The organism is Lipingzhangella halophila, assembly GCF_014203805.1.
Classification (GTDB): domain Bacteria; phylum Actinomycetota; class Actinomycetes; order Streptosporangiales; family Streptosporangiaceae; genus Lipingzhangella; species Lipingzhangella halophila.
Genome location: NZ_JACHJT010000001.1, coordinates 2,244,848 through 2,264,538 on the forward strand (window position 1 = coordinate 2,244,848; position 19,691 = coordinate 2,264,538).

15 protein-coding genes are annotated in these 19,691 nt (G+C 68.7%); 3 read left to right on the forward strand and 12 right to left on the reverse strand.

Annotated elements, in window-relative coordinates; genetic code table 11:
• Positions 1-2 precede the first annotated feature (2 nt).
• From fdh to F4561_RS10105, 5 genes are all read right to left on the reverse strand, one after another.
• Complete coding sequence (gene fdh, locus F4561_RS10085) at positions 3-3,254, reverse strand: formate dehydrogenase (RefSeq protein ID WP_184577147.1); 3,252 nt, start codon at positions 3,252-3,254, stop codon at positions 3-5.
• 492 nt (positions 3,255-3,746) lie between these two features.
• Complete coding sequence (locus tag F4561_RS10090; RefSeq protein ID WP_184577150.1) at positions 3,747-4,346, reverse strand: DUF1349 domain-containing protein; 600 nt, start codon at positions 4,344-4,346, stop codon at positions 3,747-3,749.
• A gap of 129 nt (positions 4,347-4,475) precedes the next feature.
• Positions 4,476-4,931 carry a hypothetical protein gene (locus tag F4561_RS10095; protein WP_184577152.1) on the reverse strand — a complete coding sequence of 152 codons (456 nt, stop codon included), beginning with the start codon at positions 4,929-4,931 and terminating at the stop codon, positions 4,476-4,478.
• A gap of 400 nt (positions 4,932-5,331) precedes the next feature.
• The gene (locus F4561_RS10100; protein WP_184577155.1) at positions 5,332-6,156 is read right to left on the reverse strand and encodes an SAM-dependent methyltransferase; all 825 of its coding nucleotides are present in this window, start codon (positions 6,154-6,156) and stop codon (positions 5,332-5,334) included.
• A 242-nt stretch (positions 6,157-6,398) separates the two neighbouring features.
• On the reverse strand, positions 6,399-6,833 hold the full coding sequence (locus F4561_RS10105) for a DUF418 domain-containing protein (RefSeq protein ID WP_184577157.1): 435 nt from the start codon (positions 6,831-6,833) through the stop codon (positions 6,399-6,401).
• Positions 6,834-6,908: 75 nt separating this feature from the next.
• Between F4561_RS10105 and F4561_RS10110 the strand changes: the two genes are divergently transcribed.
• Together F4561_RS10110 and F4561_RS10115 are read left to right on the forward strand one after the other, a co-directional pair.
• Positions 6,909-7,184, forward strand: a complete 276-nt coding sequence (locus tag F4561_RS10110; protein WP_184577160.1) for a hypothetical protein — start codon at positions 6,909-6,911, stop codon at positions 7,182-7,184.
• Positions 7,185-7,630: 446 nt separating this feature from the next.
• The gene (locus F4561_RS10115; protein ID WP_184577163.1) at positions 7,631-7,900 is read left to right on the forward strand and encodes a hypothetical protein; all 270 of its coding nucleotides are present in this window, start codon (positions 7,631-7,633) and stop codon (positions 7,898-7,900) included.
• A 212-nt stretch (positions 7,901-8,112) separates the two neighbouring features.
• Here F4561_RS10115 and F4561_RS10120 read toward each other — a convergent pair whose 3' ends face one another.
• The 7 genes from F4561_RS10120 to F4561_RS10150 form a co-directional block, all read right to left on the reverse strand.
• Positions 8,113-9,156: an ABC transporter ATP-binding protein gene (locus F4561_RS10120; protein WP_221445436.1), complete on the reverse strand. Its 1,044-nt coding sequence runs from the start codon at positions 9,154-9,156 to the stop codon at positions 8,113-8,115.
• Positions 9,153-10,214, reverse strand: coding sequence for an ABC transporter ATP-binding protein (locus F4561_RS10125; RefSeq protein WP_184577166.1), 1,062 nt, complete (start codon positions 10,212-10,214; stop codon positions 9,153-9,155). Before F4561_RS10125 ends, F4561_RS10120 begins: the two co-directional genes overlap by 4 nt.
• Positions 10,211-11,083: an ABC transporter permease gene (locus F4561_RS10130; protein WP_184577169.1), complete on the reverse strand. Its 873-nt coding sequence runs from the start codon at positions 11,081-11,083 to the stop codon at positions 10,211-10,213. Before F4561_RS10130 ends, F4561_RS10125 begins: the two co-directional genes overlap by 4 nt.
• A complete protein-coding gene (locus F4561_RS10135; RefSeq protein WP_221445437.1) occupies positions 11,070-12,107 on the reverse strand; it encodes an ABC transporter permease in 1,038 nt (345 codons plus the stop codon). The genes F4561_RS10130 and F4561_RS10135 overlap by 14 nt, the downstream gene beginning before the upstream one ends.
• Positions 12,104-13,870: an ABC transporter substrate-binding protein gene (locus F4561_RS10140; RefSeq protein WP_184577172.1), complete on the reverse strand. Its 1,767-nt coding sequence runs from the start codon at positions 13,868-13,870 to the stop codon at positions 12,104-12,106. The genes F4561_RS10135 and F4561_RS10140 overlap by 4 nt, the downstream gene beginning before the upstream one ends.
• Positions 13,871-13,926: 56 nt before the next feature.
• Positions 13,927-15,057, reverse strand: coding sequence for an NDMA-dependent alcohol dehydrogenase (locus tag F4561_RS10145; protein ID WP_184577175.1), 1,131 nt, complete (start codon positions 15,055-15,057; stop codon positions 13,927-13,929).
• Positions 15,058-15,294: 237 nt separating this feature from the next.
• Entirely contained in the window at positions 15,295-16,458 is a 1,164-nt protein-coding gene (locus tag F4561_RS10150; protein ID WP_184577178.1) for an NDMA-dependent alcohol dehydrogenase, read from the reverse strand.
• Between the two features lie 641 nt (positions 16,459-17,099).
• On the opposite strand from F4561_RS10150, the gene F4561_RS10155 reads away from it, so the two are divergent.
• Entirely contained in the window at positions 17,100-19,616 is a 2,517-nt protein-coding gene (locus tag F4561_RS10155; RefSeq protein WP_312885209.1) for a xanthine dehydrogenase family protein molybdopterin-binding subunit, read from the forward strand.
• The last annotated feature ends 75 nt before the right edge of the window (positions 19,617-19,691 follow it).

Genomic DNA, 19,691 nt, shown 5'->3' on the forward strand with positions numbered 1-19,691 from the left:
TCCTAGACCTCCGTACCGGTCTGCTCGGTGATGCCAGCGCTCTGCTGGTAGGAACGCACCAGGCCGCTGCGGTCGGCACCGCGGGGGCGCCGGCCGGGTCGGATGTCGGCCGTCACTGCCTTGACCTCCTGGATGTGTACGTTGGGGTCGAGGACGATCGGGAACAGCTCGTTGGCGGAGTCCCCGGCGGAGTAGCCGTTGGGCCCCCAGTGGTAGGGCAGTCCGATCTGGTGGATGGTGCGGCCCTGCACCCGCAGCGGCGCCATCCGGTCGGTGATCAGCACGCGTGCCTCGATGGCGTTGCGTGCGGTGACGATGGTGGCCCAGTCGCCGTGGGACAACCCCCGCTCAGCGGCGAGCTCGGGCCCCACCTCGCAGAAGAACTCCGGTTGGAGCTCGGAGAGGTAGGGCGTCCAGCGGCTCATGCCCCCGGCGGTGAAGTGCTCGGTGAGCCGGTAGGTCGTCACCACGTAGGGGAAGATCCGGGATCCGGGGGTCTCCGCGTCGGGGTGGTAACGGTTGGCCTCATGCGGGTAAACGAACCGGGTCGGATTGCGCTGCTGGTGGTACAGCAGGTTGGCGAACGGCGTGTCTTGGGGCTCGTAGTGGGTGGGCATCGGGCCGTCGTTGAGACCCGCCGGCGCGTACAGCCACCCCTTGCCGTCGGCCTGCATGATGAAGGCGTCAGTCCCTCCCAGCGCGTCGACGCCCTCCGCTCCTTCCGGCGGCCGGTAGCCCGGGGACTTGTCCTTCTCGAAGTCGGGTGTGTCGTGCCCGGTCCAGCGCCCGTTCTCGGCGTCCCACCACACCAGCGCCTTGCGCGGGCTCCACGGGTTGCCGTCGGCGTCGGCGGAGGCCCTGTTGTAGAGGATGCGCCGGTTGTCCGGCCAGGACCAGGCCCACTCGGCGGAGAGCCAGTCCTGCTCGGAGGCGGGTTTACGGCGCGCCGCCTGGTTGACGCCGTCGGCGTACACGCCGCAGTAGATCCAGCAGCCGCATCTGGTGCTGCCGTCGTCCCGCAACTGGGTGTAGCGGTTCAGGTGGTTGCCGTCGGCGTCGTGGCCGTTGATCTCGGCGAGTACCGCGCCGGCGTCCGGCTCGTCCCCCTCCTCCAACGGGTAGTCCCAGGTCAGGTCGAGTATGGGGCGGTCGACGGGGTCGGTGGACCCGGCCAGTTTCTCCCGGATGATCCGACCGAGGTGGTACATGAACCACAGGTCGCTGCGGGCGTCGCCCTTGGGCAGGACGGCGCGGTCGTGCCACTGCAACGTTCGGTTGGTGTTGGTGAACGTTCCGGACTTCTCGGTGTGTGAGGCGGCTGGGAAGAAGAACACCTCGGTTCCGATGTCCTCGGTGCGCAACTCGCCCGACTCGATCTCCGGGCCGTCCTTCCACCACGTGGCGCTCTCGATGAGCGAGAAGTCGCGCACCACCAGCCAGTCGAGGTTGGCCATGCCCAGGCGCTGGGCCCGGGTGTTGGCCGACCCCACGGCCGGGTTCTCCCCCATGAGGAAGTAGCCCTTGCACACTCCCGCCATCTGCTCCATGACCGTGTCGTAGGTGCTGTGCGACCCGGTGAGCCGCGGCAGGTAGTCGAAGCAGAAGTCGTTGTCCTCGGTCGCCTTGTCGCCCCACCACGCCTTGAGCAGGCTTACCGTGTAGGACTTCATGTTGGACCAGAACCCCCTGAGGGGTGAGGTGCCCACGACGAAGTCGTCCAGCGTCTGCTCCTCGTGGGCGTGTGGCATCGGGATGTAGCCGGGTAGGAGGTCGAACAGGGTCGGAACGTCGCTGGAGCCCTGGATGCTGGCGTGACCGCGCAGCGCCTGGATACCGCCGCCGGGCCGGCCGATGTTGCCCAGCAGGAGCTGCAGGATCGAGGCGGCACGGATGTACTGCGAGCCGACGGTGTGCTGGGTCCAGCCGACCGCGTAGCAGAAGACGCTGGTGCGGTCGCGCCCGGAGTTCTCGGTCAGGTAGTCGCACACCCGGAGGAACATGTCCTGGGGAATGCCGCAGATCTCCTCGACCATCTCCGGGGTGTAGCGCTCGTAGTGCCGTTTGAGGATCTGGAAGACACAGCGGGGGTGGGTGAGCGTCGGATCCTCCGGGGGATCTCCCCCGATCACCGCGCCGCCGGAGCCGTGCTTCTCGGGGCGCGCGGAGTTGCGGACCGCGCTCTCGTCCTCGACGCGGGCCTCGTAGTGCTGGTCGCGCTTGCCGGAAGCCGGGGCGATATCCACCCCCTCGTAGCGCCACATCGTGGTGTCGTAGGCCCGTGTGTCCTCGGAGAACCCGGAGAACAACCCGTCGAGGTCCTCGGTGTCCCGGAAGTCCTCGCTGACGATGCTCGCGGCGTTGGTGAACGTGCGCAGGTAGTCGTAGAAGTACTTCTCGTTGGAGATGACGTGGTTGATGATGCCGCCGAGAAAGGCGATGTCCGTGCCCGCGCGGATCGGCACGTGCATGTCGGAGAGGGCACTGGTGCGGCTGAACCGCGGGTCGACGTGGATGACGGCGGCCCCGCGCGCCTTGGCCTCCATGACCCACTGGAACCCGACCGGGTGCGCCTCGGCGTAGTTCGACCCCTCGATGACAATGCAGTCGGCGTGCTGCTGGTCCTGCATGAGCGTGGTGGCGCCGCCACGCCCGAAGGACGTGCCCAGGCCGGCGACGGTGGAGCTGTGGCAGACGCGTGCCTGGTTCTCGACCTGCACCACGCCCAGCGCGGTCAACAGTTTCTTGATCAGGTAGTTCTCTTCGTTGTCAAGGGTGGCGCCACCGAGACTGGCGATCCCCATTGTGCGCGCGACGCGAAGGCCGTCGTGCTCGTCCTGCCATTCTTCCCGGCGGGTCCGGATGACACGGTCGGCCACCATCTCCATCGCGGTGTCCAGGTCGAGCTCCTGCCAATCGTGCCCGTACGCCGGCCGGTACAGCACAGTGTGGCGGCGTGACTCACCTGTGGTGAGCTGGAGGCTGGCTGATCCCTTGGGGCACAACCGCCCTCTGCTGATCGGGGAGTCCGGATCGCCCTCGATCTGCACGACCTCTTCGTCGCGCACATAGACGTTCTGCGCGCACCCCACCGCGCAGAACGGGCACACCGACTTCACAACACGGTCCGCGGTGGCGGTGCGGGGCCGCAGTTCGGCGCTACGCGCGGATTTGGCCGTGGCGGCGCGCCCTAAAGGGTCGCGCTCCTTGACTTGCCGGTAGACCGGCCACGACTCGATCCACGTACGTATACCCATCGTGCCCTCCCGAGTGTCGCCTCCCGGCGGCCGTCACCGTGTGCAGCAACGCCAAAGCGTGGCTGCGCGCTCACCCGCTGCCCAAGGGCAGTGGCGACGAAACGCCGGGATGCGGTGGCGAAACCGATGGCCCCGGCGGGCTGGGCGCCCGCCTACGGGGTGCTGAAGGACCGCTCCGGCGCCGTCTGGGTCCTGGATGCCGTGAGCGAATACAACGGGTGAGCCCGGATGGACGGTCGGGGAGAGGCGCGTGACGTCCGCCCTTCCCGCCCGTCCAGCCAACCGCGCGGGGCGAGCCGCACGCCGCGAGATCGTCACCGAGGCCGAGCACTCACTGGCACCGCTGACCGGCCGCTACCGCAAGGGCCAGCCAACGCCGCGGAACCCGGCCCCGCGCGGTCGACGAATACTCCGCCGCCGGGCAGCCGACACGGAATCACCCGGACCGGATAAGCCTCCGCGCAGCATGGACACGTGCGGGATGCGCTGGTGTCACTCGCCGCTGCGGATGTCGGGGAGGCGCTGGGGGGAGTGCTGGATCGCCTCGAAGCGCACGGTGCGGCCCTGGCCGAGCGGGCTCTGCGCCAGGAACCCCACGCGGGGTTCGGCACCCGGGGCGAAGTAGCGGATAAGGTTCCACGGGCCGTCGCCGGTGCGGGCGTGGAACGCGAAAGCCGGCCCCAGGCGGGCGATCCGGAGCTGAACGTCCTCCGCGTCCACGGTGTGGGAGTTGCAGTCGTCGGACACCCCGCGGGTCACCACGGACACGATCGTGGGGTGCCCCTGCGGGGAGGACTCCAGGCACAGCTTCGCCCAGTGCTGGGCGTCGGCGTGCAGTACCAGCACCGCGGCGTCGTAGGTGGACTCCAGGTCCAGGCGCACCCGCGCACTGAGCAGATAGTCGCCTTCGAGGCGGGTGAGCAGCGCCGGGGCGTTGGCATAGCGTGCGCCGCCGTCGGGATCGGTGAACAGGTCGGTGCCGCCGCCGGCCCGCACCTCAAGGGTGTCCGAGCCCGCCACCTTCCAGGCCTCGGGCTCATTGAGCCAGCGCAGCGGGGCGGGGATCGCCGGGATGCTGACAGTCTCGGTCATGGGACCCGAGTCTCCTTTGCGGTCGGGATTGGTGTGCAGGCCCGGCCAAAGACTCGATCGGCCGTCACCTTGTGATGTCCGGGGAGGAGGCTCAGCATGATCCATGGCCCCGCCTCGCCCGATCAGCTCTCAAGAAGATGCCCGGTTCGTCAGCGGTGACTGCTGCAGGGCCTCGGCGACGTGCTCGCGCAAGTTCGCGAACGAGGCGTTGGCTGGCTGATGTTTGCGCAGGCTGTCCCGGGAGATCGTTTTCTGGTTGCCTACTGCGGCGGTCAGCCGACTGGTCGCCATGACGTAGAACTCCCACTGGTCGAGATTCAGCGGATCCACGGTGGCCTTGTCTTTGTGTTTCAACAGGCAGAACACATACGCCTCCGAACGGCGCGTCCGCTCGCGGTAGTGGGTATTCGTCGCGTGGTCCCAGCCCTCGGCCGGCTTGATGTCGAAGACAATTCTCGACAGCTCTTTCTGCTCCCAGCTCTGCAGGTAGGCCGCTGATTTGACCTCGATACGCCCCTCAGGGGTGAGCAGATCATGCCCGTCCCATTCCAGGCGGGTCTTGCCCCCGATACAGTCCAACGCCATGCCGATTCCGGCATCCCGGCATCATGCCGCAGAACGCCAGCAACTGCTCTGTCCTGCTCTCGGTGGTGAAGGAGAGGGAAACCGGCTCGTCTGCACATGTGGCGTTGGATCAGCTTCGAGGCGCTTTTGCTTCTTCGGTTCCGCTTTGTTCAGAGGAGCTGCCACGACCTGCCGAATCCGCCCGGACTCCACCGGGGTGCTTATCGCGCGCGGTTCGGCTCCATCCGTGCCCCGCGGAAGGACACCTGGTGATTGCGCGCTTCCCGCGCCAGCGAGCTACGGGGACTCCGGCATTCGACTGTTCCGACCCGGATCCCGGTGCCCGTCCCGGGAAGGCGGTTGAGCTCGAACCGGTAGCGCTGGGCGGGGCGCACCCACGCGGGGACCGCCCCGCCGGTGCTCAGGGCTTGCGGCCGACGGCGCCGTGGACGTCAACCTCCTCGGGCTCACCGATATCGGTGGCCTCCGGCCGCCATTTCAGACACGACACCTGCCCCGGTTCGACCAGGTCCAATCCCGCGTACAGTTCGGCGAGCTGGGTGGGTTCGCGGAGCACGTAGGGCACCGCACCGGTGTCGTCGTAACCCTCCTGCGCCTGCTGCAGCGCCTCGCCCTGGACCTCATAGGTGCTGTCATAGTGCAGCAGGAAACTGCCGGAGGGAAGCTCGGCCAGCAGCCGCCGCACGATCGCCTTGGCCTCGTCCCAGTCGTGGATGTGGCCCAGGATTCCCATCAGCATCAACGCGATCGGCTGGGAAAAGTCCAGTGTCTTGGCGGCCTCAGAGAGGATCTTGTCGGGGTCGTGCAGATCGGCCTCGACGTAAGTGGTCACACCTTCATGGGTGGTACTGGTCAGCAGCGCCTCAGCGTGCAGCAGCACCAGGGGATCGTTGTCGACGTAGACGATTCTGGATTGGGGGGCAACGCGCTGGGCGACCTCGTGGGTATTGTCCATGGTCGGCAACCCGGTGCCGATGTCGAGGAACTGGTTGACGCCCTCTTCGGCGGCGACGTAGCGGACAGCGCGTTTCAGGAAGACCCGGGAGGCACGGGCCATGTTAACGATGCCGGGTGCCTGGTCCTGATACGCCTTTCCCGCCTCCTGATCTGCGGCGAAGTTGTCCTTTCCACCCAGCCAGTAGTTCCAGATGCGAGCCGAGTGCGGAACGGTGGTGTCGAGTTCGGGTCCGTGGCGCGAACCTGATTCCGGCCAGGGGTCCGTCATAGGGCCAACTCCTGCTTTGTTTTGTTGGTGGGGACGATATCGCCACGGTACTCCTCTCGCCCGCCCTTGTGCCGCGCACATCCGCCGAACCCGGTCGAACCGGGTGGCCACTATCGGCCTTTACACCCGCCACGCAGCCTTGACCTTTCCTACCGCCACCAGGATTTCGACACCGGCCAGCAGCAGAAAACGCAGCGAGAGTGGGGGTGCGCCCACTATCCTCGGGTGCGGCCGAGCCGGGGTCAGCCGCCCCCGGCGGTGCGGTTCGGGATGCGGGCCAGCAGCGCCGTCTGGAAGGCTTCCACCGGACCGCGTTCGAACCGGGCGAGCCACAACCGCGATCCCGCGATGAGGAAGAAGCAGATCACCGCCCACAGCCCGGCCAGCCATGCCTTCCCCGCCATCTGCTCCGCCATCCCGAGTCCCCAGCCGTAGCAGACCACCGAGGCGAGGACATTCTGTAGGACATAGCAGGACAGCGCGGTGCGGCCGATCGCCCTCAAGGAGCGCACCACAGCACCGATGCGGCGGGTCCGGTCCAGCAGGAGGCCGATCAGCCCGATGTAGCCCAGCATGAGTAACGGCGCTGCCAGATACCGCAAAGCCGTACCGAACGCCGGGTCGCTCAACGCCACCAGGTGTAGGAGGGTGCCCGCGCCCAGGCCCCAGCACGACATGCGGATGCGCAGGAGACGCCCGACGACATCGTCGCCGCCGTCCCGCTGTTCTCCGCAGATGCGGTGCGGCGGGCTATGACGAAACTGTCCGACCTGAGCTTCTCCGAGGTGGTGAACGACTTCAAGGTCGCGCCGACGTTCGTGCTGAACTGTCGGGCAGGCAAGCTCACCAGCTTCACGTTGTCCGAGGTGGAGCAGTTGTTCGACGAGGCGGAGGGCAAGATCGGCGACCAGGTCCGCCTCCTGGAGCGCCTGGGTTTCCTGGAACGCGTGGTTGAGCAGCGCGGCACGCAGACCAGGTCGGCATTCCGGATTCCGCAGCTCTACACCCGCTGCTGGGACTATGCCTGATCCCCGAACGGGGGTCGTGGGTGGGTTCGTAGGCGTCGGTGGATCAGGCACGCACTGGGACGAGACGCCTGCCTCGTCTGCGGACCGCAGGTCAGGGCGCCAGTGAGCTGCGCACCCTGTCGTGGGCGGGCTGACGGCAAGCAGTCGGCTGGTGGGGGGCCTCAACGGTGAGCACGGTCAGGAAGGGCGCCATCCACCCGGTGGTTGGGACCGGACGCGGCTCCCTGGGCGGGCCGGCCTACCGGCCGCGGGCCGAGCCTCCGGTGCTCTGGGCGAGCACGGCGGAGTCGCGGTAAGCGGCACGGTTCGGGGTGCCCATCTCCCCGCGGACGTCAGGTCGTGCCGGGCGGCGTGCGGAACCGGTGCCGTCTGGGATGAGCACACCGCGTTGCCAACGGCCTGCCTTCTCCACGGCTCGGTCTCCGCGATCTCGGGGAAGCGCATGGGTGGCCCGCTGGCTTCCGCTGAGCTGGCGCAACGTCTCGACGATGTCCAGCAACCCGCTGCGACTCACTCCTGACCAGCTTCGTGCCTTCCGAGATGAGCTTCTCGAGGTACTGGGCCGCTACCAGCAGCTGAGCCAGTCCCCGGCAGAAGGTGCCCACCCCGTAAACGCGGCCCTCTACGCCCTGCCGGCGGAGCTGGCCGACCTCATTTCCCCTTCCGAGGAGAGCGACCACCCCTTCGGATCGACCGAGACGGAAGGTGACCCGTGACAGAACGGCGCACAGAGCGGCCCGACGGCGGCCACAGCCGCAACCCGCGCCCGAGACACCGACCGGCGCTGCTCGCCGGCGCGGCGATAACAGCGGGGACGCTTCTCGCCCTCACCGGGGTACAAGCCGCACCGCCGTGATGGCGCTGTTGCCCGTAAAGCGCCGCCGCCAGCCGCATGAGGCGTGCCGAGCGGTTCCCGCCGCGGGCTTGGTCAGCCCGGAGTTACCGGGAAGTGGCACGCGACACTGTGCCGGTCATCGACTTCGGTGAGCACGGGCACCTCCTCGGCGCACACCTCCCGAGCCCGCTGGCACCTCGTCCGAAACCGGCATCCGCTCGGGGGATTGAGCGGTGACGGGGGGTCCCCCGGGAGCGCGACCGGCCGGTTCGCGATACCGGTCGCGGTGTCCAGGACGGGTATCGAGTCCAGAAGGGCGTGGGAGTAGGGGTGCCGGGGCGCAGCATAGATACTGTCGGCGGGCCCCAGTTCCGCAAGCTGCCCGAGGTGCATGACGGCGACCCGATCGCTGACGCATTTCACGGTCGCCAGGTCGTGGGCGATGAACAGGTAGGCGAGGTTCAGCTCTGCCCGCAGCTTCTCGAAGAGGTTGAGCACCTGCGCCCGGATGAGCAGGTCCAACGAGGAGGTCGCCTCGTCACAGATGATCAATGCCGGTTCGAGTGCGACGGCCCTGGCGATCGCCACCCGCTGCGCCTGGCCGCCGGAGAGCTCCAAGGGCCGGCGGTGCCGGTACTCGCCGGGCCGTAACCCGACGATGTCGAGGAGCTCGTCGACGCGCTCTGTGCGCTGCTGGCGGGTCATCGAGGTGTGGCCCAGTAACGGCTCGGCGATGACATCGTCGACTCGCCAGCGCGGGTTCAGCGAGCCGAACGGGTCCTGGTAGACCATCTGCATGTCCGCGCGGACCTTCCTGATCGCGCGTCTTGGCATCCCCACCAGCTCGTGTCCCTGGAAGCGCACTGTTCCGGATACGGGCTTCTCGACCTGGATGACCGCACGCGCGAGCGTTGACTTGCCAGAGCCGGTCTCGCCGACGATGCCGAGCGTCTCACCGGGCATGAGATCGAACGACACGTCACTGACCGCGTGGACCACGCCTGTCTTCACACCGCCGGGACCGCGGGTGGTGTACTCCTGGACGAGGTTGCGCACGGACAGGAGCGGCTCCTGCGATCCGCTGGTCACGGCTTCGTTGGCGCCGGCTGGGGCGACGGCGACTGCTCGGTCCGTCAAATTCTCTCCTTCTCGTCCGGGGCGAGGCCGTCCGCACGGGCGATGGGGTGCCAACACGCGTAGCTGTGCCCCGGTTCGTGCTCCGCGAGCGGCGGCTCGACGCGGCACCGCTCGGTGCTGTGCGGACAACGGGGCCGGAAAGCACACCCCTCGGGCAGCGAGCCCAGGTCCGGCGGATGTCCACCGACGACGGCCAACTGTGTGTGCGCGGGAGTGGACAGCTGCGGGATCGCCCCCAGGAGCGCCTGGGTGTACGGCATTCTTACGTTGCTGAAAAGTGTCCCGGTAGCGGCGTACTCGGCCGCTTTCCCGGCGTACATCACCAGCACCTCATGGGCGTAGCAGGCGGCCAGGGCCAGATCGTGGCTGATCATGATGACCGCCATGCCGAGCCGTTCCTGGAGGTCGATGAGCAACTCCATGATCTGGGCCTGCGTGGTGACGTCCAGCGCCGTGGTCGCCTCGTCCGCGATCAGCAGCTTGGGGTCGCAGGACAGGGCTATGGCGATCACCACGCGTTGGCGCATTCCGCCGGAGAGCTGGTGCGGATACTGCTTGAGCCGTTTCTCCGGGGAAGGCAGCCGCACGAGATTCAGCAGCTCGACCGCCTTCTCGGCGGCTTCGCGGCGCTTGATCGGTGCGTGCATGCGGATCGCTTCGATGAGCTGGTTACCGATGCTCATCGTCGGGTTCAGCGAGCTCGCCGGATCCTGGAAGACCATGGCGATCTCCCGGCCGCGGACGGCCCGCATGGCCTTCTCGTCCAGTCCCACCAGCTCGGTGCCGTTGAGCCGCGCTGATCCCTCGATGCGGGCGCTGGGGGGCAGCAGGTCCATCAGGGCACGGATGCTCACCGACTTCCCGGATCCGGACTCACCGATGATGGCGAGGGTCTGGCCGGGGTGAATCCGGTAGCTCAGCCCGTTGACAGCGTGGACGACCCGCCCGTGGCGGGAGAACGTGACCCGCAGGTCCTCGACGGTCAGTACCGGCTTGGATCCCTCATTGGATGTGGGGGCCGGCGCCCCAGTGGTAGCCCTCAACGTGTTGCTGCTCATCGTCCCGTCACCTCATCCCGGATGCTCTCGCCCAGCAGGTTGAAAGCCAGCACGGTCACCAGTAGCGCCAGGCTCGGCCAGAGCACCAGCAGCGGTGTCGCGGACAGGGACTGCTGCGCCTCGAAGATCATGTTTCCCCAGCTCGGTTGCGGCGGCGGGACACCGAGCCCGAGGAAGCTGAGCGCCCCTTCGGTGACGACCACCAGGGCCATGCCGAGCATGGCGTAGTTGGCGAGCTGCGGGGCGATGTTCGGCGCCACGTGCCGGAAGAGGACGCGCCACCATGGGCTACCGCTGAGTTCCGCGGCCTGTAGGTACGGCATGCTCATCACCTTGAGCGTGGAGGCGCGCGAGACGCGCGCGACCGCCGGGATGCTGAACGCGGTGAGCGCCAGGATCGTGTTCGGCAGGGACGGCCCCAGGACCTGGGCCAGGACGATCACCAGGACAAGGGACGGGAAGGCGATGAGCACGTCCAGGGCGCGCATGATGAGGGTGTCGGCCCTGCCGCCGAGGTAGGGGGCGATCGCCCCGAGCGTCCCACCGACCGCCAGGCCGATGATGTTGACGATGACGCCGACCGTCAGCGAGGACCGGCCCCCGTGTATGAGCCTGGACAGCACGTCGTTCCCGTTGACGTCGGTGCCGAGAAGGTGCCCCGGACTGCCGGGCGGCAGCGCGCTGTCCAGCACGTTGCCACCGACCGGTGGGGGCAGGGGCAAGACGAACGGCCCCAGGAAGCAGATGATCAGCAGAAACGCGATCACGCCGGCGGAGATCCACGTCGCGATCCGACGCTGGAACTTGGCCCAGAGGGTGGCACGCGCGGTGGGCGGCGTGGCCGCCGACGCTGGACTAGTGACTGCCATAGCGGATCCTCGGGTCGAGGACGGCGTACGTTACGTCGACGAGCAGGTTCGCGATGACCGCGAACGCCGCGAAGATCAATACACAGGTCTGCACGACGGCGACGTCGGAGGAGATCACGCCTTCGAGCATGAGCATGCCCATTCCGGGCATTGCGAAGATGCGCTCGATGATGACGGTGCCGCCGACCAGTCCGCCGACGTTGAGGCCGACCAGAGTGAGCAGCCCGAAACTCGAGTTCCGGAAAGCGTGGAGCCACAGGATCCGCCACGTTCCCGCTCCCTTGGCGCGTGCGGTGTCGATGTACGCCGCCGCGTTCAGCTGTTCCACGAGGTCGCCGCGGAGGAAGCGTGCGTAGAAGCAGCCGATCGGCACCGCCAGTGACACAACGGGCAGGATCATGGAGCGGAGGTTGGGCCAGAGACCCTCCTCGAGAGGTGCGTAGCCGATGGCGGGCAGCGTGCTCAGCGCGACCGCGAAGATCAGCACGAGCAGGAGGGCCATCACGAAGTTCGGGACGGCCAACAGGGTCATCGAGAAGACCATGACGAAGCGGTCCGCGACGCCGCCGGGCTTGCGTGCGGCGGCAAGCGCGAGCGGTAGAGCCATGACGACTGACAGGGCCAACGCCATGCCGGCCATCTGCAGAGTGACCGGTAGCCGCTCTGCGAGAAGAGCCGTCACCGCTCGCCCGCTGATGGCGGAATGCCCGAGGTCTCCGGTGAAAAACCCGCCGAGCCACGAGAGGTAGCGCTCGTACCCGGGCCGGTCGAGCCCCATCTGTTGGCGGACGGCCTCGACCTGCTCCTCGGAGGCGTCCATCCCCGCCTGGATCCGTGCGGGGTCGCCCGGGAGCGCCTCCATGAGGAGGAAGACAAGCACGCTGACCGCGAACAGCAGAGGGATGATGATCAACAGTCGGCGGGCGACCAGCCGGAGGGCGGGTGAGCCGGCGATCCGGGAGACGAGACTCTCGTGCTTCCCGGTCCGGGGATCGCCGGCCGCAGACGTCGTTGCTCCACTCACTGCTGCTCGACCCAGACCCGGTCGTAGAGGACACCCTGGTTGACCGCGAGGGCCGGGATGGGCACGTCCAGACCGGGCCCGTGCACGCCGGGGCGCATCACCTGAGCCGGGCTGAACGCCGGGCCGAAGGGACCGTAGGCCTCCTCGGCGATGTACTCGGAGATCGCCCGGTAGTGCTCCTCGCGCTCCTCCTCGTCGAGGGTCTGGACCGCTGCCTCCAGCTTTTCGTCCAGCTCGGTCTGGAGCCCTTCTTCGAGGGCCTGCTCCCCCGAATCGGCACCCTCCGGCAGCGGTGTACCGCTGTAGGGCGAAGTCGAGCCGAAGCGGACGCCGACGCCGATTCCGGCGGCCGGGTCCCACGCTCCCGCGGTCTGCAGGATCGACTGCCACTCGCCGCCCTGGAACGTGGTGATGACATCCCCGAGAGCCTGCGAGTCGATCTCCACGTCGATCCCGGCCTCCTGCCACTGGGTCTGCAACGCGGTGGTGACCTGACGGGCGGTGGACAGGTCGGTCGTGGTCAGCTCGATTTCGAGGCCGCCGAGCTCGTCGACGATCTCCTCGGCCTTCTCGGGGTCGTACTCCCGGTAGCCGGGCACCTCCGCGTGGTGGAACAGCCCGCCGGAGGCGGTGAACGACTGGCTCATCTCGCCCTGATCGTTGAAGAGCCCTTCATTGATCGCCTCGAAGTCGGTGGCGTAGTAGATGGCCTCCCGCGCCTGTTTGTCGTCGAACGGCTCCTCCCTGGTGTTCAGCTGGACGACGTAGGGCGAGGTGGGCGCGCCGAGGTGCACATCGACGTCGGGATTGTTCTGCGCCTCCTCGATCAGCGTGACGTCGCTGAGCCCCTCGACCACGTCACCGTCTCCGGCCTGCAGCGTCTGGTAGGCGACCTGGTCCCCGCCGACGGACTGGAAGGTGAGGGTGTCCAGGTAGGGCAGGTCGTCCTTGAAGTAGTCCTCGTTGCGTTCCAGTTCCAGGCGCTCGTTCTGCTGGTTCTCGGTGATGACGAACGGCCCGGCGCCGACCGGCGCGGTGCTGAACTCCTCCGGCCCCATCTCCGCGTACGCGCTCGGCGAGCCCATGAGATTGAGGTTCGTTCCCGGGAACCCGTTGACCAGGGACCCGTCCGCCTCTGCGAGGTGCATCTCGACGGTGCGGTCGTCGACGGCCCGGATGGCTCCGAGGTGCGACGTGATGAGGTCCTCATCGACGTCGTCGGGAAGCGCGCCGAAGAGACTGTCGAGGAACTCCTGGTCCAGGTCGGGCACTTCCCGCTCCAGGTCCAGGGTGACCTGCGGCGTTCCGGTGCTGCCCGAGTTGAACTCGCGGACCCAGTTCCACACCACGGCCTCGGCGTCGAGTGGGGTCCCGTCGCTGAACTCGATGCCCTCGCGCAGCGTTACCGTCAGGGTCAGTCCGTCCTCGGACCACTCATAGCTCTCGGCCTGGTTGGGGACGATCTCCGGATTCTCCCCGTTCTCGTCCGTCTCCAGAGTGAACAGGCCACCGAAGACGGCACTGTTCTGCGGGAGGTTCGCCCCGGTGCTGTTGCTGGTGGCGGGGTCGAGCCCGGTGGACCAATCTCCGGCGAACGCGGAGTCCAGGATCACCGTGAGCTCACCGCCGTGCTCCGGGTCACCGGGGCCGTCCGTCCCGGACGTATCGCCTTGGCAGGCCGCGGCGGTCAGCGTGAAAGCAGCGGCGAGGGCGAGGGTGCGGATCGGCCGTCCTTTCCCGCGCCTCGAAGTGTCTCTCCTCATGCCATGTTCCCCTTCTCGCTCTCGCCTGGCTCGCTCGGGAGCCGGGCGCGGCACGCTCAGGCCTCTGGTTCGTGGAGGATCACGCCGCGGATGTTCTTGCCGTCGACGAGGTCCCGGTAGGCGTCGTTGACCTCGTCGAGGGAATAGGTGCGGGTGATGAGCTCGTCGAGCTTGAGATCCCCCTCCTGGTACAGGCGCAGCAGGCGGGGGATGTCGTAGAGCGGATTGCAGTCGCCGAACAGCGCGCCGCGGACCTGCCGCTGGTAGCCGATGAGGAGACCGCCGGGCAGGTGGACGGCCGTCTCGCCGAGGTGCCCCACGGCGGTAACGGTTACCTTGCCGCCCTTTCCGGTCATCAGCACAGCGGCGTTGACCATCTCCTCGGTCACCGCGTCGGGCGTCATGATGGCGTGGTCCGCGAGCTGGCCCCAGGTATGGGAGACCACGAAGTCGTGGGCCTCCTTGGCGGCACCGAAGGTGTGCGTGGCTCCCAGGGTGCGGGCGGTCTCCCGCTTGAACTCAACGGGGTCGACAACAATGACGTCGCGGGCTCCGGCGTAGCGGGCGCCCTGGACGGCGTTGCTGCCGACACCGCCGGCCCCGAAGACCACCACGGTCTGTCCGGCGCGGACTCCCGCCGCGTAGACCGCCGACCCCCATCCGGTGGGCACGCCGCAACCGGCGATCGCGGCGATCTCGAACGGGATGCCGTCAGGCAGAGGCACCACCGCGTACTCGGAGACCACCGCGTACTCGGAGAAAGTACCGAGTGAGCAGAATCCTCCGAAGTCCTCCCCGTTCTTGTGGAAACGGAAGGTCCCGTCCAGGAACATTCCGGTCCCCGCGTTGCGGCCTTTGACACACATGTTCTGGTGCCCCTCTGAGCAGGGCCGACAGGTTCCGCAGGCGGGGATGTAGGAACAGATCACGCGGTCACCGGGCTGCACGCGGGTGACGTGCTCGCCGACGGACTCGACGACGCCGGCCCCCTCGTGTCCCCCGACGATGGGAAACCGCACCGGCGCGTCACCGGCGGTGATGTGGTGATCCGAGTGGCAGAGTCCGGAGGCGTGGAACCTGACCCGGACCTCGAACGCTTCGGGTGGATCGAGCTCCAGCTCCGTCAGCTTCCATCCGATGTGGGGCCCGCGGGCCGTGGCCGCTCGTGTGGTGATCGTCCGCGACATGGGTGGCGACTCCTATCTCTCGTGCGGCGTGTCCCAGCTGGCCGGAAATCCGGCCCCGCGCGTCGAAACCGCCTTCCCCCGAGTCCGATCGAGCACTGGGCCGGAGCTCATCGTGCGGCCGGGGAACCCACTCGCCCCCGATGAGCTGTACGCCGTCGAGAGGGATGCCGGGGTCCACGGTGCTGCGGGTGCCGGAGGTGGCGCTCATGGGGGTCCTTGGTCGCTTGTCGCTCCGGGTTACGCGTGGTCGATGAGGACGACGCCGCGGACGTTCCTGCCGTCCAGCATGTCCTGGTATCCCTGGTTGACCTGGTCGAGCGTGTACTTGCGGGTGATGAGCTCGTCGAGCTTGAGCTTCCCGGACTTGTACATGCTCAGCAGCCGCGGGACGTCGGTGAGCGGGTTGCAGGCGCCGTAGACGTGGCCCATGATGCGGCGTTGGAAACCGATGAAGGCGCCCGGGTTCTCCCTGATCCTGCCGGGGCCGACCGCGGTGATGGTCACCTGGCCGGTCTTGCCCACGATGTTGAGGGCGTCGTGGATGACCGCGTCGTCCAGGACGCCGATGGTGATGATGGCGTGGTCGGCCAGCTCCCCCCATGTCTCGGTTCGGACGAACTCGAAGGCCTCGTCCGCGGTGGCGAAGCTGCGGGTGGCACCGAAGGTGGGCGCCATCTCCCGCTTGAACTCCACGGGGTCGACGACGACGACACGTTCGGCGCCTGCCATGGCCGCCCCCTGCACGGCGTTGGCGCCGACACCGCCGGCGCCGAAGATCACGGCGGTCTGTCCGACGCGGACGCCCGCCACATTGACGGCCGACCCCCATCCGGTGGGGACACCGCAGCCGACCAGGGCGGCCACCTCGAACGGGACATCCTTGGCAATCTTGATGACAGACGATTCGGAGACCACGGAGTACTGGGTGAAGGTCCCAAGGACGCAGAGGCCGCCGTAGTCCTCGCCGTCCTTGTGAAAGCGGAAGGTGCCGTCCGGCAGGACGCCGACGGCGGCGTTCTTTCCGTCGTCGCAGAGGTTCTGCCGTCCGGAGGAGCAGTACCGGCATCTCCCGCACACGGGGATGAAGGAGGCGACCGCGTGGTCGCCGACCTCCACACGGGTCACGCCCGGCCCGACGGCGTCGATGACACCGGCGCCCTCGTGCCCTCCGACCACCGGCATCCGCATGGGCGCGTCGCCCTTCTGGATGTGGTCGTCCGAGTGGCACAGGCCCGCGGCGTGGAACTTGATGCGGACCTCGTTCTCCTTCGGAGGGTCGAGTTCGAGCTCGGTGACCTCCCACGGCTGACCGGCCTTGCGGCAGACGACCGCGGTGGTGGTGATGCTCGTGAGGGCCGTTCCCGTCTGCGGCCGTTCGGGGGTGCTCGCTGTGGTGCTCATGTGTCCTCTTCTCCCGCAGGCGGCCAGGACGCTGGGAAGCGTCCCTCCGCAATGGCCCCGGCGTGCGGTAGGGGTAGCTCCATCGCTGGCACTTGACGCAATGTTCGTGACCACCCTCGATCCCCCTCAATGCGCTTTCCGTGCAGCGGAAGGTTGCGTTAAGGGAATGCCGGGCAGGGCAACGCGGCTGCCCGGCCATGAGCCGCGGTTTCCCGCGTGCGGAACACGGTCACCGGTCATGGAGGCGAACACATGGTCTTCAGGCGAGGCCGGCGTTTCCGCGGTCGAGACCGACGGTTCGGGGGCGTACCGCCCCTCCCGGAAGTGCGGAACCCGGGGAGTCTGGCGCCGCAGGCACGCATCCCCTCGGCGGTTCGGTGCGGGACACCGAACTCTGGCGGCGGCCGCCGAGGCGCTGTCGGGGACATCCGCCAGCTTCACCCCTGAGGTCCTGTGTACCGCTGCGCTGGGACCCGGAAGCGCCCGTGTTCCCTGACATGGCGAAACCGCCGCCGTCGACAGGCGAGCATCCACAGAACTGCTCCGGCCGCGGGCTGGACGTGGCCCGGGGCGGAGGAGAGGATCGGGACCGTTCGACAGTGAACCGTCGATACCGGGATACAACGACGGAGGGTGGGCCAGTGCCGACCGACGACACCCTGCTCAACGGCTCGGTCCTGGGGCACCCGGTGCGCCGGGTGGAGGACCAGCGCCTGGTCACGGGCCAGGCGAGCTACGTCGACAACCTGAATCTCCCGGGCGCCGCGTATGTCGCGTTCGTCCGTTCCCCCGTGGCTCACGCGCGGATCCGCTCCGTCGACACCGGCCCCGCGCGCCGCGCTCCGGGCGTGTACACGGTGGTGACCGCGGACGACATCACGCACCACCCGGTCCCGCTCGACGGCCCCCAGATCCCGGAGGCCATGCGGCGCCGGCTACTCGCGCACGACGCGGTGCGCTACGTCGGGGAACCGGTAGCGGCCGTCGTCGCCGAGACGCCGGCCGCCGCCACCGACGCCCTGGAGCGGGTGGAGGTCGACTACGACCCCCTGCCCGCGGTGGTCGACCCGCGCGAGGCGGCTACGGACAGCACCGTGCTGTTCACCGACGTCGGCACCAACACCGTGTGGAGCCACGACGACGAGGACCCCACCGCGTTCACCGACGCGTTCTTCGCCGACTGCGAGGTGGTGGTGCGCCAGCACCTGGCGCCGCAGCGGCTCGCCCCGTGCCCGCTGGAGGTGCGCGCCGCCGCGGCCGTCTGGGAGGACGGGAGGCTGCGACAGTGGGCCTCCACTCAGGTGCCGCACCGGCTGCGCGACGAGATCAGCACCGTTCTCGGCATCGCCCCGGAGCGTGTGCAGGTGGTTTCCCCCGACGTCGGCGGCGGGTTCGGCGCCAAGGCCGCCAACTACGGGGAGTACTTCATCCTCGGTGCCCTGGCGCAGCGGGTGGGGCGGCCGGTGAAATGGGTCGAGACCCGCTCGGAGAGCATGTCCGGACTCGGGCACGGCCGCGGGCAGGCCGCCCACATCGAGATCGGCGGGGACCGCGACGGGCGGGTGCACGCCTACCGGTGGAGCGTGCTCGCCGACAGCGGGGCTTACCCGATGCTCGGGGCGGTCCTCCCGGCCGTCACCCGGCTCATGGGGCCCGGGCCCTACGCCATCGACCGTTACGCCTGCCGCAGCCGGTCGGTGGTCACCAACACCGTCCCCACGGTCGCGTACCGGGGCGCGGGGCGGCCCGAGGCGACCCACGCCATCGAACGGGCGATGGACCTGTTCGCCGCCGAGGTGGACCTCGATCCGGTCGAGGTTCGCCGCCGCAACCTGGTGGCCCCCGACTCGTTCCCGTACTCCAACGCCGCGGGCCTCGTCTACGACAGTGGCGCCTACGAGAGTGCCCTGGACACCGCTCTCGACGCGGCGGGGTACTCTTCGCTGCGCCAGGAACAGCAAGAGCGGCGCGAGCGAGGCGATGTGGTGCAGCTCGGGATCGGGATCAGCACCTACGTCGAGATCACCAACGTCCGGCGCCAGCCGGACATGGGGGCGGTGGAGATCGACCCGGAGGGGCACCCGGTCGTGCGCGCGGGGACCCATTCGCAGGGCCAGGGGCACGCGACCAGCTACGCGATGATCGCGGCCGAGGTGTTGGGGGTGGGCGTCGGCGACGTGCGGTTTGTGCAGGGCGACACCGACGCGGTCCCCAGCGGGGTGGGCACCTTCGGATCGCGGTCCATGCAGACCTCGGGAACCGCCGTCCTGCAGGCGTCGGAGGAGGTCGCCCAGCTCGCCCGTCAGCGCGCAGCGGAGCTGCTGGAGGCGTCGGCCGACGACATCGAATTCGACCAGGGCAACGCCAGTTTCGGAGTGCGCGGGGTGCCCGGAATCGGCGTCGGCTGGCGCGAACTCGGCGCCCACGCCGCCGAGACCGGGCAACCGCTGGCGGCCAGCGTGGACTTCGCCCCAGAGAACGCGACGTTCCCGTCCGGCGCCCACATCGCCGCCGTGCAGGTGGACACCCAGACCGGGGACACGCGGTTGCGGCGCATCGTCGCGGTTGACGACTGCGGGCGCGTCCTCAACCCCCTGCTGGTCGAGGGCCAGCTCCACGGCGGGCTCGCGCAGGGGATCGCTCAAGCGCTGTACGAGGAGGTCCGCTACGACGACGAGGGCAACCCACTGACGAGTACCTTCGCCGACTACGGCATTCCCGCCGCGCCGGACCTGCCCGACTTCGATCTGGTGTCCCAGCAGACGCCGTCCCCGGTCAACGGGCTCGGCGTCAAGGGCGTGGGGGAGTCCGGAACCATCGGCGCCATTCCGGCGGTGGCGAACGCGGTCGCCGACGCGCTGGCCCCGTACGGGGTACGCCACGTTGACCTGCCCGCCACCCCCGAGCGGGTCTGGCGGCTGTTGCGCTCCGGCGGAGGCGGGGCGGTTCCGACGGTTCCCGCCGCCGCCCCGCACTCCGAGGAACCGCCGGACGCCACCGCCGCGTGGCGCCGCGGCGCGGTCCCCTTGGACAGCGGATGGGCGCGGGTACGTCGGCTCCTGCGGGACACCGACCCGGTCGTGGTGGGTGGCTGCGCGGTCGCGGCGGTGGGTGCCGCGGTCGCCGTACGCGCGCTGCGGCGGCGCGGCCGGCGGTAGGGATGGGCCGGGCCGGCTCCGGTGGCCGGTTCAGCGGCGGCAGGCCGCTGCCGGCCGTGGTAGCCGGGCCCGGCG